This is a genomic window from Actinopolyspora biskrensis (assembly GCF_013408175.1).
Taxonomy (GTDB): domain Bacteria; phylum Actinomycetota; class Actinomycetes; order Mycobacteriales; family Pseudonocardiaceae; genus Actinopolyspora; species Actinopolyspora biskrensis.
Genome location: NZ_JACBYW010000006.1, coordinates 303017 through 319963, shown reverse-complemented (window position 1 = coordinate 319963; position 16947 = coordinate 303017). Strand labels below are relative to the sequence as shown.

General features: G+C 70.0%; 15 protein-coding genes. 3 read left to right on the top strand and 12 right to left on the bottom strand.

Annotation, left to right across the window (positions count from 1 at the left end; genetic code table 11):
* Positions 1 to 88: 88 nt before the first annotated feature.
* From FHR84_RS17155 to FHR84_RS17135, 5 genes are all read right to left on the bottom strand, one after another.
* Positions 89 to 1528, bottom strand: a complete 1440-nt coding sequence (locus tag FHR84_RS17155) for a GuaB1 family IMP dehydrogenase-related protein (protein ID WP_179536533.1) — start codon at positions 1526 to 1528, stop codon at positions 89 to 91.
* A 104-nt stretch (positions 1529 to 1632) separates the two neighbouring features.
* A complete protein-coding gene (locus FHR84_RS17150) occupies positions 1633 to 2121 on the bottom strand; it encodes a DUF4288 domain-containing protein (protein WP_179536532.1) in 489 nt (162 codons plus the stop codon).
* A 238-nt stretch (positions 2122 to 2359) separates the two neighbouring features.
* Positions 2360 to 3892 carry a GGDEF domain-containing protein gene (locus FHR84_RS17145; RefSeq protein WP_179536531.1) on the bottom strand — a complete coding sequence of 511 codons (1533 nt, stop codon included), beginning with the start codon at positions 3890 to 3892 and terminating at the stop codon, positions 2360 to 2362.
* Positions 3893 to 4184: 292 nt separating this feature from the next.
* Entirely contained in the window at positions 4185 to 5582 is a 1398-nt protein-coding gene (locus FHR84_RS17140) for a class II fumarate hydratase (RefSeq protein WP_179536530.1), read from the bottom strand.
* Between the two features lie 407 nt (positions 5583 to 5989).
* A complete protein-coding gene (locus FHR84_RS17135) occupies positions 5990 to 6811 on the bottom strand; it encodes a trypsin-like serine protease (RefSeq protein WP_179536529.1) in 822 nt (273 codons plus the stop codon).
* Between the two features lie 172 nt (positions 6812 to 6983).
* Here FHR84_RS17135 and FHR84_RS17130 point away from each other — a divergent pair, with 172 nt between their 5' ends.
* Complete coding sequence (locus FHR84_RS17130; protein WP_179536528.1) at positions 6984 to 7988, top strand: NAD(P)/FAD-dependent oxidoreductase; 1005 nt, start codon at positions 6984 to 6986, stop codon at positions 7986 to 7988.
* 315 nt (positions 7989 to 8303) lie between these two features.
* Here the strand turns inward: FHR84_RS17130 and FHR84_RS17125 are convergent, their stop codons facing one another.
* Both FHR84_RS17125 and glpX read right to left on the bottom strand, forming a co-directional pair.
* Positions 8304 to 9044 (bottom strand): S1 family peptidase, encoded by a 741-nt coding sequence (locus FHR84_RS17125; RefSeq protein WP_179536527.1) that lies wholly within the window; start codon positions 9042 to 9044, stop codon positions 8304 to 8306.
* 202 nt (positions 9045 to 9246) lie between these two features.
* Positions 9247 to 10308: a class II fructose-bisphosphatase gene (gene glpX / locus FHR84_RS17120; RefSeq protein WP_179536526.1), complete on the bottom strand. Its 1062-nt coding sequence runs from the start codon at positions 10306 to 10308 to the stop codon at positions 9247 to 9249.
* A gap of 219 nt (positions 10309 to 10527) precedes the next feature.
* Between glpX and FHR84_RS17115 the strand changes: the two genes are divergently transcribed.
* On the top strand, positions 10528 to 11148 hold the full coding sequence (locus FHR84_RS17115; protein WP_179536525.1) for a DUF4245 domain-containing protein: 621 nt from the start codon (positions 10528 to 10530) through the stop codon (positions 11146 to 11148).
* Between the two features lie 221 nt (positions 11149 to 11369).
* Here the strand turns inward: FHR84_RS17115 and FHR84_RS22550 are convergent, their stop codons facing one another.
* The 4 genes from FHR84_RS22550 to FHR84_RS17095 all read right to left on the bottom strand — a co-directional run bounded on the left by FHR84_RS22550 (position 11370) and on the right by FHR84_RS17095 (position 14247).
* A complete protein-coding gene (locus FHR84_RS22550) occupies positions 11370 to 11663 on the bottom strand; it encodes an exodeoxyribonuclease VII small subunit (protein WP_179536524.1) in 294 nt (97 codons plus the stop codon).
* 13 nt (positions 11664 to 11676) lie between these two features.
* Complete coding sequence (locus FHR84_RS17105; RefSeq protein WP_179536523.1) at positions 11677 to 12108, bottom strand: hypothetical protein; 432 nt, start codon at positions 12106 to 12108, stop codon at positions 11677 to 11679.
* A 117-nt stretch (positions 12109 to 12225) separates the two neighbouring features.
* Complete coding sequence (gene xseA / locus FHR84_RS17100) at positions 12226 to 13458, bottom strand: exodeoxyribonuclease VII large subunit (RefSeq protein ID WP_179536522.1); 1233 nt, start codon at positions 13456 to 13458, stop codon at positions 12226 to 12228.
* Positions 13459 to 13698: 240 nt separating this feature from the next.
* The gene (locus FHR84_RS17095) at positions 13699 to 14247 is read right to left on the bottom strand and encodes a lipid droplet-associated protein (RefSeq protein ID WP_179536521.1); all 549 of its coding nucleotides are present in this window, start codon (positions 14245 to 14247) and stop codon (positions 13699 to 13701) included.
* 128 nt (positions 14248 to 14375) lie between these two features.
* Here FHR84_RS17095 and FHR84_RS17090 point away from each other — a divergent pair, with 128 nt between their 5' ends.
* Complete coding sequence (locus FHR84_RS17090) at positions 14376 to 15404, top strand: 4-hydroxy-3-methylbut-2-enyl diphosphate reductase (protein WP_179536520.1); 1029 nt, start codon at positions 14376 to 14378, stop codon at positions 15402 to 15404.
* Between the two features lie 94 nt (positions 15405 to 15498).
* Here FHR84_RS17090 and FHR84_RS17085 read toward each other — a convergent pair whose 3' ends face one another.
* Positions 15499 to 16593 (bottom strand): DUF6542 domain-containing protein, encoded by a 1095-nt coding sequence (locus FHR84_RS17085; protein WP_179536519.1) that lies wholly within the window; start codon positions 16591 to 16593, stop codon positions 15499 to 15501.
* Between the last annotated feature and the right edge of the window lie 354 nt (positions 16594 to 16947).

Here is a 16947-nt window from a genome sequence, read left to right as displayed (position 1 = left end):
GGCCCCGGCCCCGGGCTCCGCCCGGTTATAGGCAGAATTGGGCGGAACCCGGAGCGGGTGATCAGGCGTGGTCACCGGACCGGTGTGGTCACCAACCGGCGGGCAGCGGCCTGCCCTCGGCGAAACCCGCGGCGGACTGGATGCCCACGAGCGCGCGCTCGTGGTACTCGGCCAGCGAACGCGCTCCGGCGTAGGTGCAGGAGGAGCGCAACCCCGAGCTGATCCGGTCGAGCAGGTCCTCCACCCCGGGTGCCGTCGGGTCGAGCTTCATCCGCGAGCTGGAGATCCCCTCCTCGAACAGCGCCTTGCGCGCCTGGTCGAACCCGCTGTCCGAACGCGTCCGCGCGGTGACCGCGCGCTTGGAGGCCATCCCGAAGGACTCCTTGTAGGCGTTGCCGTGCTCGTCGCGCTGCATGTCGCCGGGGGACTCGTACGTTCCGGCGAACCAGGAGCCCACCATCACCGAGGAGGCACCGGCGGCCAGCGCCAGCGCCACGTCGCGCGGATGCCGGACGCCACCGTCGGCCCAGATCCGCTTGCCCAGTTCACGGGCGGTCTCGGCGCACTCGGCCACCGCGGAGAACTGCGGCCTGCCGACCCCGGTCATCATCCTGGTCGTGCACATCGCCCCCGGCCCGACACCGACCTTGATCACGTCGGCTCCGGCCTCGGCGAGGTCCCGCACCCCCTCGGCCGTGACCACGTTGCCCGCCACCACGGGGACGGACGGCGAGATCGAGCGGATCGCGCGCAGCGCGGAGATCATCTTCTCCTGGTGGCCGTGCGCGGTGTCTGCCACCAGCATGTCCACCCCGGCTTCGAGCAGCGCCGAGGCCTTGCCCGCCACGTCACCGCTCACACCGACCGCGGCCGCCACCCGCAGCCTGCCGGAGGGGTCCACAGCGGGGGTGTAGATCTCCGAGCGCAGCGCTCCGCGCCTGGTCATGATGCCGGCGAGCACGCCGTCGTCATCCGTCGCCAGCGCCACGCCCCGGCCCTGCTGGTGCAGCTTCTCGAAAACCTCGCGTGGCTTGGTGTCCAGCGGCAGCGTGACCGGCTCGTGGTCGGCGACCTCGCCGAGCCGCGCGAACCGGTCCACCCCGGTGCAGGACTGCTCGTCGACGGTTCCCAGCGGACGATCCGCGTCGTCGACGATCACGACCGCTCCGTGCGCACGCTTCGGGAGCAGGTTGAGCGCGTCGGCCACCGCGTCACCCTCGTGCAGCACCAGCGGGGTGTCCCACACGGTGTGCCGGGACTTCACCCACGAGACGATCTCGGCCACGGCCTCGGGCGCGACGTCCTGTGGAAGCACCACGAGTCCGCCACGCCGAGCGATCGTCTCGGCCATCCGGCGTCCCGCGACGGCGGTCATGTTGGCGACCACGATCGGCAGGGTCGTCCCGGAACCGTCGTCGGTCGACAGATCCACGTCGAAACGCGATTCGACACCGGAACGTGCCGGGGCGAGGAACACGTCGTCGTAGGTCAGGTCTGTGGTGGGCTGTTGCCCGTTCAAGAACCGCACAACCCCTCAGGCTACCCGCGAAAGGCCCTCGGTTCACCGGGCAGGAAGCGATCGCGTGGGAAGTCACCACGACGCGGGCCGCCGTGGGCGGGCGCCGGTAGTGCTCAGAGCTCCTCTCCGGCCAGGGTCGGCTCGAAGGAGCTGTACTGCGCGTAGTTCCGGAAGAACCGGCTGTACAGCTCGGAGCCGTCGTCGAAGGTGGCGTCCTCGATCCGCTTGACCTCGACCACGTGCTTGAGCCGCCAGGTGACCAGTTCCTGGTTCTCGTTGTAGTAGCTGACTTCCTGCTGCTTGCCGTACTCCCTGGCCTTCTCGGAGGCCTCCTCGTCGGAGGAGGCGGTCAGCAGCACGAACGACTCCTCGTACAGCGGCCGGAAACCCTCCGACTCGGAAGTCGACTCGGTGACCAGCACGGCCACGTAGGGTTCGGGCTCCGAACCGGCGAACACGGAGGCGCGTTCGCCCGAGACCGCTCCGGCGCCACCGATGTTGATCGAACGGTCACTCTCCTCGACCAGTTCCTCGGGAAGCTCCACCGGCGGTGGCATGTCGCGGGACTGATCGGCGTCCGGTTCGCTGCCGCGATTGCTCATGCCTCCAGTTTCTCACTCGCGCGGTGCTTCCCGGCCGGGCGGTGCCAGGGGCTCGTCCGGGAGCGATTCGTCGTGACCGGCGTGCCCGGCCAACGCGGAGCGATGTCCCCCGGCGCGTGAGCCGGACGCACTGCGGGGCGGCAGGGCAAGTGGCGTGGCCGCTGATCGAGGTGCCCCGCAACGCTCGCCGAGGCGCCGACTCGCGTGACGGCTGCCCGGCCAGCCGCGCAGAGCTCTGTCACGGGTTCTGGACCGAACCGGCCAGGCGCCCCTTCCTGCCGAGCATCGCGCGGTCTGCGGATTCCAGGGTCGCGGAGAGCCGCAGCGGTTCGCTCAGCTCGGCCCAGCCGATCGTGACCGACACGGGGGTGCCCGCCACCAGCGCGTCCCAGTCCCCGTCGGCCACGGCCCCGGCGATCCTGGAGCCGATCCGGTGGGCGTCGGCCAGGTCGGTGTTCGGGAGCACGGCGATGAACTCGTCCCCTCCGTAGCGCGCGACGAAGTCGCCCTGCCGCAGCGTGCGGGCGAGGATGGCCGCCACCCGCTGCAGCACCAGATCCCCGGAGAGGTGCCCGTACACCGTGTTGACCGCCTTGAAGCCGTCCAGGTCGATGACCCCGACCGCGGCGCGGATCCGGTTCTCGGAGAGCCGCGCCACGTAGCGGTCGAAGTGCCTGCGGTTGGGCAGCCCGGTGAGGGGGTCGGTGAGCGCTTCGGAGGCGTACTGCTCCACCGTCCGGCGCAGCGCCTCGTGGTCGAGCTGGGCCCTGGTCCCGTCCACCAGTCCGTCCCTGAGCTGCCCGCCGTCCCCGGCCGAGATCCTGGTCGCCTCCCGGTCGGCCGCGCGGGCCGCGCGGTGGTCGTCCAGCGCCGCGTGGGCGAGGGCGCGCACGCGGAAGACCTCGGCCGCACCGAGGGTGTAGGGATTCACCGACCTCCCCTCGAGCCGCTTCAGCGCCTCGGAGGGATGCCCGGTGCGGATGTCGCGGCAGGCCGCGGCGAGCAGTCGCAGGTCCGCGACCTCCCAGCCGTGCTCCTCGGCGGTGAACAGCGCCGGATCGACCTCGGCCGGTTCCCCGAGGGCCCGTAACCTGACCGCCGCGTACCCGTAGTAGTGCTGCTCGGCCGGCCAGAGCTCGCGGGGGTCGGTGCGCTCGGCCCAGGTTTCCAGCACCCGGCGGAGCATGTTGACGCAGGCTTCGGTGTCACCGTGGTGATCCAGCGAAACCGCCCAGCGGACCCCGACCTCGGGCAGGGCGTGGTCGCCGCTGGGCAGGCCGAGGGACTGGGCCGCCCGGTAGCAGCGCTCGGCGATGGGAACCGCCTGCGCGTGGAAACCGACGTAGGAGTAGGTCACGGCCAGGTCGTGGCGGGCGGTGACGGTCTCCTCCGTCGGTCCGTTCTCGACCTCGAGCTCCCGCCCGGCCTGAACCAGGTGACGCACGCAGCGTGCCAGCGAGTCGGGAGCGGCGATGATCCCGGCCAGGGCGTGCAGGTGGCCGCGCAGCGCGGGGGCCTGTTCGCCCTCCAGGGTCTCGAACGCCCGGTCCAGCACCGCCGGGCACTCCTCGGTGCGTCCGAGGTTGAAGAGCCGACCCAGTTTGAGGACGAGGGCCCTGCTGGTGACGAGCGGGTCCCGGGACTCGGCCGTCACGCTGTCGGCGACCTCGATGGCTCCGGCGTTGTCGCCGTTGCGGGTCAACGAGCGGATCCGCTCGAAGTGGTCCGCGAAATCCGCTACGGAGCCGACTTCTGTTCCAGGAACCTGCATCACCTGTCCCCGCAGTGTTCGACCGGCGGCAACCGGCTGCCGTCATCTGTGCACGATAGTGCCATGTGGGTGTGAAAGTAGTCACGAGAAGTGGCTCGCGGGTTCGCGGATCACCCGTCTGCTGCTCCCCGGGCCGGGCGAGATCGCCGGGGCGGGGGCCCGGGACCGGACCGGTGTCCCGTCACGTCGCGGGTGGCCTCGACGGAGGTCACCCGCTCCCGTCGTGCCGCGAGGCTTCCGACCCGGTCCCGGCGAGCGCGCAGTCCGTCCGGACCTCGGCTGTGAAGCCGGCTCAGCGCTCGGCGCGCGCCATGCTCAGCACGTCCAGCGCCGTGTCGAGCTGCTCCTTGGTCAGCTTGCCCGCCTCGACGTGACCGCGCTCCAGGACGACGTCGCGGATGGTCTTGCGTTCCTTCAGCGCCTGCTTGGCGACGGAAGCGGCTTCCTCGTAACCGATGTAGCGGTTGAGCGGGGTGACGATGGAGGGGGAGCCCTCGGCGTACTCGCGGGTGCGCTCGGTGTTGACCTCCACACCCGCGAAGACCTTGTCGGCCAGCAGCCTGGACACGGCAGCCAGCAGCCGGGCCGATTCGAGCACGTTCCTGGCGATCACCGGCAGGTTCACGTTCAGCTGGAAGTTGCCCTGCGATCCGGCGAAGGAGACCGCGGCGTCGTTGCCGACCACCTGGGCGACGACCTGCATCGTCGCCTCGGGGATCACCGGGTTGACCTTGCCGGGCATGATCGAGGACCCGGGTTGCAGATCCGGCAGCGCCAGCTCGGACAGGCCGGTGCGCGGGCCGGAACCGAGCCAGCGCAGGTCGTTGGCGATCTTGTTGAGGCTCACGCCCACGGTGCGCAGGTTCCCGGAGGTCTCCACCACGCCGTCCTGGCTGGCCTGGGCCTCGAAGTGATCACGTGCCTCGGTCAGCGGCAGCTCGGTCACCCGCGCCAGCTCCGCGGACACCGCTGCTCCGAACCCTTCGGGGGCGTTGAGCCCCGATCCGACGGCCGTGCCGCCGATGGGCAGTTCGCCCAGCCTGCCGAGCCCGGCGCGCAGCCGCTCGATCCCGTAGCGCACCTGGGCGGCCCAGGCTCCGGCTTCCTGCCCGAGCGTGATCGGTACCGCGTCCATCAGGTGGGTGCGCCCGGACTTGACGATCTCGTCCCACTCGGAGGCCTTGGCTTCGATGGCCGTGGCCAGCTGGTCCAGTGCGGGCACGGTGTCGGTGAGCACCGCTTCGGTGGCCGCGACGTGGATGGTGGTGGGGAAGGTGTCGTTGGAGGACTGCGAGGCGTTGACGTGATCGTTGGGGTGCACGTCCCGCCCGAGCGAACGCGTGGCGAGGGTGGCGATGACCTCGTTGGCGTTCATGTTCGACGAGGTTCCGGAGCCGGTCTGGAACACGTCGATGGGGAAGTGGTCGTCGTGGTGTCCGGCGGCGACCTCGTCCGCCGCGGCCGCGATCGCCGCGGACATGTCGGAGTCCAGCACCCCCAGTTGGCCGTTGACCCGGGCGGTGGCCGCCTTCAGCAGTCCGAGCGCGCGGATCTGAGCGCGTTCCAGCCCGTGGCCGGAGACCGGGAAGTTGTCCACGGCACGCTGGGTCTGGGCGCGGTACAGCGCCTCGGCGGGCACCTGGACCTCGCCCATCGTGTCGTGTTCGGTGCGGTATTGCTGTTCACTCATGTTGAGAGTGTGAACCGTGCCCGCCGGAGCGGTCAGTATGGGTTCGACCACGTCGGGAGACTCGGCGGTGCCGGTTGCTTGGTGGGTTGCGTGGCGGAACCTCTCGCGGGCTCTCGCTCCGGGTGCCCGACATCGAGTAGCCACACGCCACGTCGGGCCTTCCTCGCGAGAGCACCACGAGAGAACCCGCGGTCGGGATGCCCAGGATCAAAGCGCTTTCGTTGAGCGGTCCCCCTCCGTCGGGAGTTGCTGACCGAGAGTTCGATGGTTCGGCGCGGTGGGGTCGCTTGATCGATGACCGGGGGCGGCCGAGTGCACGCCCGGTTCGTGGGGTGCGGACGCGCGTTCGGCACGCACCGTGCTCTGTGGACCGTCGGTGCGTGCCGTGCGCCGCGTGCCGCGTCGGGTCACCCCTGCGTGTGCGAACGGATCCAGTCGCCGTAGGCGGTGGCGTCGGTGTAGATGGAAGGTGCCGTTCCGCAGGCGGGGACCGGGCTGCCGAGCCTGCTCGTGACCCCGATCAGCTTCCGGTCGCCCGGCTCGCCGCGCAGCTGCGGGCCTCCGGAGTCACCGAAGCAGGCGTTCGAGAGCAGCTTTTCGCTGCCCGTGCACAGCTCGGTGGCCCCGTCGACGAATCCGAGGGTGCACTGGAGGTCACTGACCAGTTTGGTGTCCAGCTGCTGGAGCTGTTCGGGGGGCTGGCCGCAGCCGCGCGTGCGGCAGGTGAGGCCCCAGCCGATGATGCTGGTGGAGGTGCCCGCCTGTCCGGCCTGCTGCGCGAGCTCGACCGGCTGCTGCTCGACGGCCTGGTCCAGTTTGACCAGTGCGATGTCGCCCTGCGGTGATTCGTCGGCGTAGTCCGGGTGGGCCTCCGTGCTGTCGACGCCGGTGAGGGTTCCTCCGGTGGTGTGGTCGGAACTGCCGATACGCACTTGGAGCTCGTCGGCCGAGACCTCCTGGATGCAGTGCGCCGCCGTGAGTGCCCACTGCTCGTCGATGAGCGAAGCACCGCAGAAGTGCTTGCCGTTCTGCTGGAGGGAAGCCATCCACTCGTACGACTCGCTCGCCTGGTCGCCGCCCACGATCATCGTGTTCGGTTCGTCCGGTGCGGGGGTGGCTCCGGCGGCGGGGACTGCGGCCAGCGCCATGGCCGCGGCCGCGAATCCGCCCAACAGCGTAGCTGTTTTTCGCACGGTGTTCTCCGTTTCGCTGCCGGTGATCGATTGCACGGCAACGTAGAAGCTTTGTTACTCGTGAGGTACCGCTGAACACCGCATGGATCTCGCCCTTTCGGAGTAGTGGAATCGAGTGAATGGACGCGCCTTCTCGTTGGTTACGCACAGTGGGGTGATCGGACTACGCTGGTGTGTGGCATTCCCGTCGCCCCGTGAGGGGGTATGGATGAGTGGCGAAGCGGTACCGAGTGACAGGCCGGCCGCCGAAGTCGACGTGCTGATCGTCGGCGCGGGGCCCACCGGTCTCTACGCCGCCTACTACGCCGGTTTTCGCGGGCTCACCTCCGCCCTGGTCGACTCGCTGCCCGAGCCCGGCGGTCAGGTGACGGCCATGTACCCGGAGAAGCGGATTTTCGACGTGGCCGGTTTTCCCGAGGTGCGTGGCAAGGACCTGGTCGGCGCGTTGGTGGAGCAGGCCGGAAGGTACGAGCCCACCTATCTGCTCGGGCGTTACGCCACCGAGCTTTCCGAGGCGCCGGAGGGATTCACGGTGGAGCTCGGCGACGGGACCAGCGTGCGAACCGGGGCGGTCCTGGTCACCGCGGGAATCGGGGAGTTCACGCCGCGCCCGCTGCCCGCGGCCGACGGTTGGCTCGACAAGGGCGTGGTGCACTTCATCCCCGAACTGGGAGTACACAGTGGACGTGACGTCGTCGTGGTCGGGGGCGGGGACTCCGCGTTCGACTGGGCACTGGCCCTGCACCCCGTGGCGCGCAGCGTCACCCTCGTGCACCGCAGAGCGCGGTTCCGCGCCCAGGCCGGGCTGATCCAGGAGGTCGAGCGGCTCGGGGTGCCGTTGATCACCGAGGCCGAGGTCTTCGAGATCAGAGGCGACGAGCACGGCGTCCGCGAGGTGGAGCTCGAACTCGGCGACGGCGAGCGGCGGGTGCTCACGGCGCAGACCGTGGTCGCCGCGCTCGGATTCACCGCGGACCTGGGGTCGATCGAGTCCTGGGGGATGGAGCTGGAAAAACGTTCCATCAAAGTGGACACCACCATGCGCACCACCAGGGAGGGGATCTACGCGGCAGGCGACATCGCCACCTACCCCGGCAAGGTCAAGCTCATCGCGACCGGTTTCGGGGAGGCGGCCACGGCGATCAACAACATAGCCGTCGAGCTGGACCCCAGGGCCAGGCTGTTTCCCGGGCACTCCACCAACAAGGGTTGAACGAGGTCTTCCGCCCGGTCGGCACCCCCGCGCCCGGTGAGCGGACGCGGGGGTGTTCCGCGGGAGGAAGAAGCGGAGAACGCTTCACCGATGTTTTCCGGTCGAGTCGTCGGTCGGCTCGGGGACCCTTCGGCGCGGGCAGCGCCGAAACGCTCACCCACGCAGCCGGACCCGACCGCGGGTTCTCTCGTGGTGCTCTCGCGAGGACGGCCCCGACGTTGTGGTCGCTACCCGATGTCGGGGCACCCGCGGCGAGAGCCCGCGAGAGGTTCCGCCAACCGACCATCCACGACAGGGGAGAGCGGAAAACTTCAGTCAGTTCGCCGTCTGCTGCGCGATCCAGTCGGAGTGCGCGGTGACGTCGGTGTAGATGGAGGGCGCGGTGGCGCACGTCGGGCTGTCGTTGCCCGCACGGCTGGTGGCACCGATCAACTTCCAGCTCCCGGTAGTGCCCTTGATCTGGGGCCCTCCGGAGTCCCCGTAGCAGGCACCGGAATCACCGCCGGGGTTGTCCGTGCAGATCTCGGTGCTCCCGTCGATCCCGGAGCACTCGTTGTCGGCGACCACCGAGGTGTCCAGTTCCTGCAGGGTGCGCGGAGCACCGCACCCGCCCCGCTCCGGGCAGGTCTGGCCCCAGCCGAGGAGCCGCGTGGCCGTGCCGGGCGATCCGGCCTCCGCGGCGATGTCGATCGGCTCCGCCCGGACGGAACCGCCCAGTCGTAACACCGCGAGATCGCTGCTCGGGTGGGTGGACACCTCGGTCACGGAAGCCTGCTCGCCTCCGCCGGAATGGTCGGTGCTGCCCACCCGCACGGTGTAGGAGCCGCCACCGCTCACGCAGTGCGCCGCTGTTACCAGGGCGTCGGGCTCGATCAGCGTGGCTCCGCAGAGATGTCGGCCGCCCGACTGCAGGGAGGCCATGAACGAGTACTGCTCGGTCGCGTCGTGCCCACCGACGATCATGGTGTCCGGGCCGTCGGCGGACGCGGGGGCGGCGAGTCCGACCGCGCCGATCAACGCGGTGAACGCGCCCAGCAGACAAGAGCGTTTACGCATCGTCGCTGTTCCTTCCGTTACGTCCGGCTTCGTGTGCCGGCTGGTGCCGAACGTAGGGAGCGGAACCCGATGCGAGTACCGGCGAAGGACGGCTCCGGACTCGCACGAAAGTGTGGTTGGGGCGGCTCGCCCGTTCCGGCGCCGCCGCGCCGGACGAACACCCCGCCCCAACCGTCGACTCGATCCGGAAGGCCTCGATCAGTCAGGGGAGCAGGCCGTAGCGGGGGGAGGGTGCGCCGCTGGTGAAGTCCAGATCCGAGTACTCGCCGAGTTTGCCCAGCTTGTGCGAGCCCTCGATGGAGCGGACCGTGCCGGACTTCGAGCGCATCATCAGCGACTGCGTGGTGCACCTGTTCGCCCTGTAGTGCACCCCGCGCAGCAGTGCTCCGTCGGTGATCCCGGTGGCGCAGAAGAACACGTTGTCCCCGCGCACCAGGTCCGAAGTGGTGAGCACCTGCTGCGGGTCGTGCCCTGCCGCGCGGACCTGCTCGCGCTCGGTGTCGTCCTTGGGCCACAGCCTGGTCTGCAGCTCACCGTCCAGGCACTTCAGGGCGCACGCGGTGATGATCCCCTCCGGGGTGCCGCCGATCCCCATCAGCATGTCCACGCCGCTGTCCGGCCTCGCCGCCGCGATGGCGCCGGCCACGTCGCCGTCCGAGATGAACTGGATCCGTGCCCCGGCCTCACGGACCTCGGAAACCAGCTGGTCGTGGCGCGAGCGGTCCAGGATGCAGACGGTGACGTCCGAGACCTCGATCTGCTTGGCCTTGGCGACTCGGCGGATGTTCTCCGAAACCGGAGCGCTGATGTCGACCACCCCGGCGGCCTCGGGGCCGACCGCGAGCTTTTCCATGTAGAACACGGCCGAGGGGTCGAACATGGCGTTGCGCTCGGCCACGGCGAGCACGGCCAGGGCGTTGGGCATCCCCTTGCTCAGCAGCGTGGTCCCGTCGATCGGGTCGACGGCCACATCGCAGTCGGGGCCGTGGTGGTTGCCGACCTCCTCGCCGTTGAACAGCATGGGGGCCTCGTCCTTCTCCCCCTCGCCGATCACGACGACACCGCGCATGGCCACGGTGCTGATCAGTTTGCGCATGGCTTCGACGGCCGCGCCGTCACCGGAGTTCTTGTCTCCGCGCCCCACCCAGCGACCCGCGGCCATGGCCGCGGCCTCGGTCACACGCACCAGGTCCATTGCCAGGTTGCGGTCGGGAGCCTCGGGGCGGCGAGTTGCTCCGCTCGTTTCGGTCTCGGACGTGTTCATGGCGCCTCCCGCAGGCGAGACTGATTCGCTGCCTCGGTCGTGTCCGGTGATTCGATGTGGCGGTGGCCCGGAGCGCTGGGCCGAGGGCACAGCACGCCACTTCGGGTGTTGGGCGGATCTTCGCAGATCCGAATCCTTTCGGTTCCGAAATAGTGGCGCAGCCCACGACGTAGGCCCGTTGCGCGGGCGCGTTACCCGTTCACCAGGCTAGGTGAGAGCATGCGAGGCGTGGCTGAACAGCGCAACCAGGGGTCGGATGACGACCGTTCCGGAGGTTCGCCGGGTGTGGCTCCGCGCAGCGTTCGAGCCATGGTGTTCGCGATGTTGCCGCTGGTGCTCGTGGCGCTGGGCGTGGTGGGGTTGACGGGACGTTGCTCGGTCAGCCCGCTCGGCTCCCCCGCCGACGTGGGCACGGCTCCGACCGTCAACGCCTCCCAGGAGTTCGAATCGGCTGCCACCGGAGTGGACTTTCCGGTCGTGCGTCCGAATCCGCCGGACGGGTGGCGGGCCAACTCGGCCGACACGAAGCGGGTCACCCCGCAGGACAGTGCCGTGAGGGTGGGCTGGTTGACCGGGGAGACGCACTACGTGCGGCTGTCCCAGTCCAGCGCCCCCGAGGCGGAGCTCGTCTCCTTCGAGACGGAACAGCCGCCGCGTGCCCGCGGGACCGTTCAAGCGGCGGGAACGCAGTGGGTGGTCTACGAGAGCATCCGCTCCGAGCTGGCCTGGGTCGGCGAGCGTTCCGGAGTGCGGCTGCTGATCACCGGGAACGGGACCGAGGAGGAGTTCAGGACGATGGCGCGGGCCGCGATCGATGCCCCGGTGGTTCACTCTGAGTGAGAGTTCGGCGGTGCCGGCCGCTCGGGTGGTCGGGTAGCCGTCACGTGAGTCGGCGCCTTGCGACGTTGGGCCGCTCTCGAGTAGCGACCTACGCCGCGAGCGGCCCGGCCTTGCGATGCATCCGACTCACGCACCGGAGCTCCTCGTCCCGCGTAGTGCTCAAAGCACTCGCGTCGGACGGAGCCCTGCTTCCGGAAGTTCCTAGTAGGAAGTTCGGCTGGTCACTCCGCGGAGGAGTCCGGTTCCCGCACCGAGGCCAGCGCGCGGTCGACCCGCTCGCGCGCGCCCGCCAGCTGCCGCTCGCACGCATTGGCCAGGGCCTCTCCGCGCTCCCACAGCGCGAGCGAGTCCTCGAGGGAGAGCCCACCGGCCTCCAGCTTGCGCACCACCTCGGCGAGCTCCTCCCGCGCCTGCTCGTAACCGAGGGCGGCAACGTCGGGGTGATCGGAATCGGGGTCGACCTCGTTCGCCGCGGCCGGTTCCTCCCGGGGCTCTTCCCGCTCTTCGTCGGTCACTGATTCGCTGCTTTCATCGGACGGTTCTTTCCAACTCTCGTCGCACGGACATCACGGCGGTGGCGACGGCCTGGTCGTAGCCGACGAAGGCTTCGGCGAACTCCGCCCCGTCGCCCTCGCGCACCGCGTCGTTGATCCGCAGCTGTGCTTCGGCGACCCTACGCCGGTATCCGCTTCCCTGCGCGGCCCACCACCCGCGGCCCACGTAACGCGCGGCCGCCTCGGCCAGGGCGCTGAGCCGACCGGGCAGCGCACGCCGTTCGGGTGGGTGGCAACCACCCAGCAGCGCCGCCCAGCACCCCGCCGCCGCCGTGTCGGCCTCCTCGGCCTTGCGTCGTACCGCGTGGGCGCTCTCCCCGGAAGAAGTCTCCGAGGCGGCGCCCGCCGAGGCGGTCACGGCGACGGTGAGCGGGAGGAAAGTGGGCTGTCGCCCGTGATTTAGCACCGCACACCTCCATGGGAGCACAAGCTGCTCGGGCGCCGTCGTCGATTCGCGTCGCGCCGCGATGCGGCCTGCTCGCCTGTCTTCGCGGCGGTCGTGCCGCCTGATACGAACAGCGGGTTACTCGTCGTCGGTGACGACGGCGTGCACGGCCCCGTCCGTTAGACGGATCCGCAGGTGCGACCCGGGAGCGACCTGTTCCGTCGAGTGCAGGACGGACGGGCCGGCGTCTTCGACGCGCTGCACGATCGCGTAACCGCGAGCAAGCGTGGCTGCCGGTCCCAGCGCCGTCAAGCGTGATCTCGTCGCCGCGAGCTCGTGCTGCTCGCCGGTCAGCACCGCCAGCACCGCCCTCCTGGAACGCTGCCTGAGCGCGTCGACCTCCTCCTCCCGGCGCTGCAGCGGAGCGTGCGGGTCGGCGATCGAAGGCCTCGTGCGCAGCGAGTCCAGGACTCGTTGTTCCCGGTCGACCCAGCCGCGCAGTGCCCTCCTGGCCCGCTCCCTGAGCTGGCCGACGTGCTGGCTCTGCTCGGCGACGTCCGGCACGATCCGCTTGCCCGCACCCGTCGGTGTGGAGCTGCGCACATCGGCGACGTGATCCAGCAGCGGGGAGTCCGGTTCGTGGCCGACAGCGCTCACGACCGGGGTGGTGCAGGCCGCCACCGCGCGGCACAACGTCTCGTCCGAGAAGGGCAGCAGGTCCTCGACGCTGCCCCCGCCACGGGCGATCACGATCACGTCCACGTTCGGATCGTTGTCCAGCTCGGAAAGGACCTCCAGGATCTGCGGGACGGCGGTCGACCCCTGTACGACCACGTTGCGCACCTCGAACCGCACCGCGGGCCACCGCAGCCGCGCGTTGCTCAGCACGTCGTGCTCGGCAGCAGAGTCCCTGCCCGTGATCAGGCCGACTCGCGTCGGCAGGAACGGAAGCGGTCGCTTCCGCTCCGCGTCGAAGAGCCCCTCGCCCTTGAGCAGCCGGCGGAGTCGCTCTATCCGGGCCAGCAGCTCGCCCACCCCGACCGCTCTGATCTCGTCCACCCGCAGGCTCAGCGTGCCGCGGGCGACGTAGAAGGACGGCTTGCCGTGCACCACGACCCGGCTTCCGTCGGTCACCGGGGGATCCATCCCGCGAAGCAGCTTCGCCGGACAGGTCAGGGTCAACGAGACGTCCGCCGAAGGATCCCGCAGCGTGATGAAGGCGGTGGAGGCACCGGACCGGGCGGAGATCTGCGTGACCTGTCCCTCGACCCAGATGGTGCCGAGCCGGTTGATCCAGTCCGCGATCTTGCGGGCCACGGTGCGGACCGGCCAGGGCTCTTCGGCGGTTGTGGGGGAATTCAGCGGACTCACTCCTCGGAAGTCTTCGGAATCGACGTGCGCTGTGACGTGCGCTGCGAGGCCCCGGGGAGAGCACTACTGCCCGGGACCGTGGAGCGGGCACGTGAAACGGCGCCCCGGCCACGTCGCGGGGCGCTCGAACGGCGGCCGCGCGGTCTCGGGTGGGGTCCTCCCGAGCGCGAGGCGGGAGAACCCGGCGCCGCCGACGGGCGGCGCCGCCGCACCGGACACGCACCGCTCTCCCGGGGGGCGTCATTCGCCCGCGGTGTCCGAGCCCCCCAGGTTGTTGATCCGGTTGGAGAGCATCTGGAGGAAGTCGGGGCGCCGTGAGTGCCCGCGTTCGTACCGCAGCAGCCGGTTCAGGTCGGTCAGGCTCAGGCGACGTAACTTGCCGCGCAGCTGCGGCAGCGTCATGTCCTCGTAACCGGGCAGCAGGTCCGACACGTCGTCGTCCCCGCCGGTGCGCGGGGTGCTTCGCGCTCCGCTCCCGGCCGCGTCGACCGTTCCACCCGTGGGGCGGTCGGAGGACGAAGCCGGGGGCTGTGCCCGCCCGGCCTGCTCGTCCTCGTCGAACCTGGCCCACTCCGGCTGCTGTTCGGTTCGCCGGAACTCCGCCAGCAGGTCGTCGCCCTTGATGGCGAGTTCGGTGACCTGCTGTTGCACGCGCATGGTCAGTTGCAACGCCTGACTGGTGACCGTGACCGGAAGGCCGATCAGACAGTCCGGCAGGCGACGGGTCTGTTCGACGGCCGTGCTGGCCAGTCCGGCAGCCACCCGAATCGGCAGGGGAAACGATCGCATACCTTCAAGCTTGCCCCACGTGCGGACCCGGCGTCATCTCCTCCGGCGGAGGGGGCTCACGGTGATGTCCCTCGCCAGGGTGAAGCTGCCTGCTGACCGGTGGGATCGATGTCCGTACCCTGGGCGGTATGAGCACCTCGCCGCAGGCTTCCGAGCATACCGAGACCGTCACCGAATCCTCGTCGACGAACAAGCGGATTCTGCTGGCCAAGCCCCGCGGGTACTGTGCCGGTGTCGATCGTGCCGTGGACACCGTGGAGCGGGTGCTGGACAAGTACGGCCCTCCCGTGTACGTCCGCAAGGAGATCGTGCACAACCAGCACGTGGTGCACAACCTCCGCGAGCGCGGTGTGGTCTTCGTCGAGGACACCGAGGAGGTGCCCGAGGGCTCGTTGCTGGTGTTCTCGGCCCACGGCGTCTCACCGGCCGTCCGCGAGGCCGCGGAGCGGCGCAACCTCCGCACCATCGACGCGACCTGCCCGCTGGTGACGAAGGTGCACAAGGAGGTGAACCGGTTCGCCAGGAAGGACTACGACATCCTGCTGATCGGTCACGAGGGCCACGAGGAAGTGGAAGGCACCTCGGGTGAGTCCCCCGAACGGGTTCAGCTCGTGGACAAGCCGGAGGACGTGGACCAGGTCGAGGTGCGCGATCCGTCCAAGGTGGTCTGGCTGTCCCAGACCACGCTCAGCGTGGACGAGACGATGGAACGGGTCGAGCAGCTCCAGGAGCGCTTCCCCGACATGCAGGCTCCCCCGAGTGACGACATCTGCTACGCGACTTCGAACCGTCAGGTGGCGGTCAAGGCGATGGCGGCCGAGTGCGATCTCGTGCTCGTGGTCGGCTCGCAGAACTCCTCGAACTCCAAGCGGCTGGTCGAGGTCGCCCTCCAGTCCGGTGCCAGTTCCGCTCACCTGATCGACTACGCCAGCGACGTCGACGACTCGTGGCTGGAAGGCGTGGAGACCGTCGGCGTGACCAGCGGTGCCTCCGTCCCCGACGTGCTGGTTTTCCAGGTGTTGGATTACCTGCAGGAACGTGGCTGGGGCGACGTCGAGGAGGTCACCACGGCCAACGAGAAGGTTTCCTTCGCCCTGCCGCGGGAGCTGCGCAAGGATCTCGACGAGAACCCGAACAACCCCCAGGGAGTGCGCTGATCGGGTTTCCGCTCGGGTTTCGCGGGTGCTCGGTTGGTTGAACCACCTGCGGCGACCTGAGGCCACCTGCGACGACCTGAACGGGAAGCACCCGTCAGCCCTCGTCGCGACGTGGACGCCGGGGGCGGCCCGGGGGCTCGGAACGGCCGCCGTGTTGCGGCGGTTTCGCCGCGCCCCCTCCGCCGTCTCGGGGTGACTGCCCCGGGGCGGCCCTTCCCGGAGGGGCCGGGCGCTTCTCCCGGCCCGGTGGGGTCTTGCCCTCGCCGCCGCGTGCCGGATTCGGGGCGTTCTTGCCGCCGCCAGGTTGTTGCCGGGGGCGTTCGCCGCGCCCGTTTCCGCCCTCCTCGGAGGTGCCGGACCGGTTGCGCTCCCCCTCCGCGGGGCGCTGTCCCTGACGCGCACCGCGTCCCGGACGGGCGCTCCTGCGCTGCTCACCAGCCTGCTCCCGGGGGGTCTCCCCCCCGGAGTCCCGTCCGGCGGAATCCCGCGTGCTCCGGGCGGCAGGCTTGCTCGCCGAGCCGGCCCGTTTCTCGGCCGATTCACGTTGTCGGCCCCGCTCACGCCGCTGGGAGGGGCCACCGGTTTTCCGCGCGGTCCTCTCCGGGGACTCCTCCCCGCGCCGGCCCCCGTCCGGCCGCGCGTTCCCGCGTCCCCTCGCCTTCGGAGCACCCGCCGATTCGCTCCGCGCGGGCTGCTGCCTCCCCGGTTCCGAAGCCGCTTCACCACCCCTGGCGCGTTCGAGCACGTGCATGCGCAGCAGGCCCGCGACGAGCACCAGCACGGTGGCTGTCGCCATGGCGGGGAAACTGTTGATCAGGGGGGTTATGACGGACAGCATCACGTTGCGTCCGCTGTCCCCCGAGTCGAACCCGGTGCCCGTGACCATGACGAGCGTGGGAATGGTGACCGCGATGACCAGGGGCGGCTGCACCATCGGGCCGAAGAGGCTGCCACGACGCACCAGAGCGACCGCGAGCAGGCTGCTCACGACGTAGCCCGCGACGAACAGGAGGCCCGGTTTCGACTGGACCAAGAGGTCGATCACGATGCACACGCTCGTCAGCACGAGGGGGAGCAAGCTCGCTGCCCACCACGGGGCACTGCGTGTGGTGCCGAAGGCGGACCGTTCCGCCCACTGGTTCGAGGATCCCTCGGCGGTGTGGATCTTGCGCTCGGATGTCGCGGTCACAGTTGTCACCGTAACTGCCGTTCGAGGGGGCAACGACACGTCCACAGTCGAGGCCCCCGTGCGGAGGCGGTACCGGGCGAGAGGAACGGAGGGCATGCCCCCCTTTGTGACCTCTTCGTTATCACCGGCGGAACATGGGGCCGGCCCCGGTGGGACGCGCGCCCCCTCCGCGCGATTTGTGATCCTTGACACCGCGCGGCGGCCCTCGAGGTTTCCCGCTCGGCGCGCCGCGCCCGCGCGGCGAACGTTCTTCACGAAGAATCGGTCCGGCCTTCTCGGGACTCCGAATTACCCCTGAACGGACGATGTGACCTTCGGTGCGAAACCGGCAATCTTCGTATGACAATCCCTTCG

What these genes read in the sequence shown, in the direction of transcription:
- FHR84_RS17150 (WP_179536532.1), bottom strand. Translation starts at nt 2,121, where the DNA reads ATGAGCAATCGCGGCAGCGAACCGGACGCCGATCAGTCCCGCGACATG.
- FHR84_RS17145 (WP_179536531.1), bottom strand. Translation starts at nt 3,892, where the DNA reads ATGCAGGTTCCTGGAACAGAAGTCGGCTCCGTAGCGGATTTCGCGGAC.
- FHR84_RS17140 (WP_179536530.1), bottom strand. Translation starts at nt 5,582, where the DNA reads ATGAGTGAACAGCAATACCGCACCGAACACGACACGATGGGCGAGGTC.
- FHR84_RS17130 (WP_179536528.1), top strand. Translation starts at nt 6,984, where the DNA reads ATGAGTGGCGAAGCGGTACCGAGTGACAGGCCGGCCGCCGAAGTCGAC.
- FHR84_RS17125 (WP_179536527.1), bottom strand. Translation starts at nt 9,044, where the DNA reads ATGCGTAAACGCTCTTGTCTGCTGGGCGCGTTCACCGCGTTGATCGGC.
- glpX (WP_179536526.1), bottom strand. Translation starts at nt 10,308, where the DNA reads ATGAACACGTCCGAGACCGAAACGAGCGGAGCAACTCGCCGCCCCGAG.
- FHR84_RS17115 (WP_179536525.1), top strand. Translation starts at nt 10,528, where the DNA reads ATGCGAGGCGTGGCTGAACAGCGCAACCAGGGGTCGGATGACGACCGT.
- FHR84_RS17095 (WP_179536521.1), bottom strand. Translation starts at nt 14,247, where the DNA reads ATGCGATCGTTTCCCCTGCCGATTCGGGTGGCTGCCGGACTGGCCAGC.
- FHR84_RS17090 (WP_179536520.1), top strand. Translation starts at nt 14,376, where the DNA reads ATGAGCACCTCGCCGCAGGCTTCCGAGCATACCGAGACCGTCACCGAA.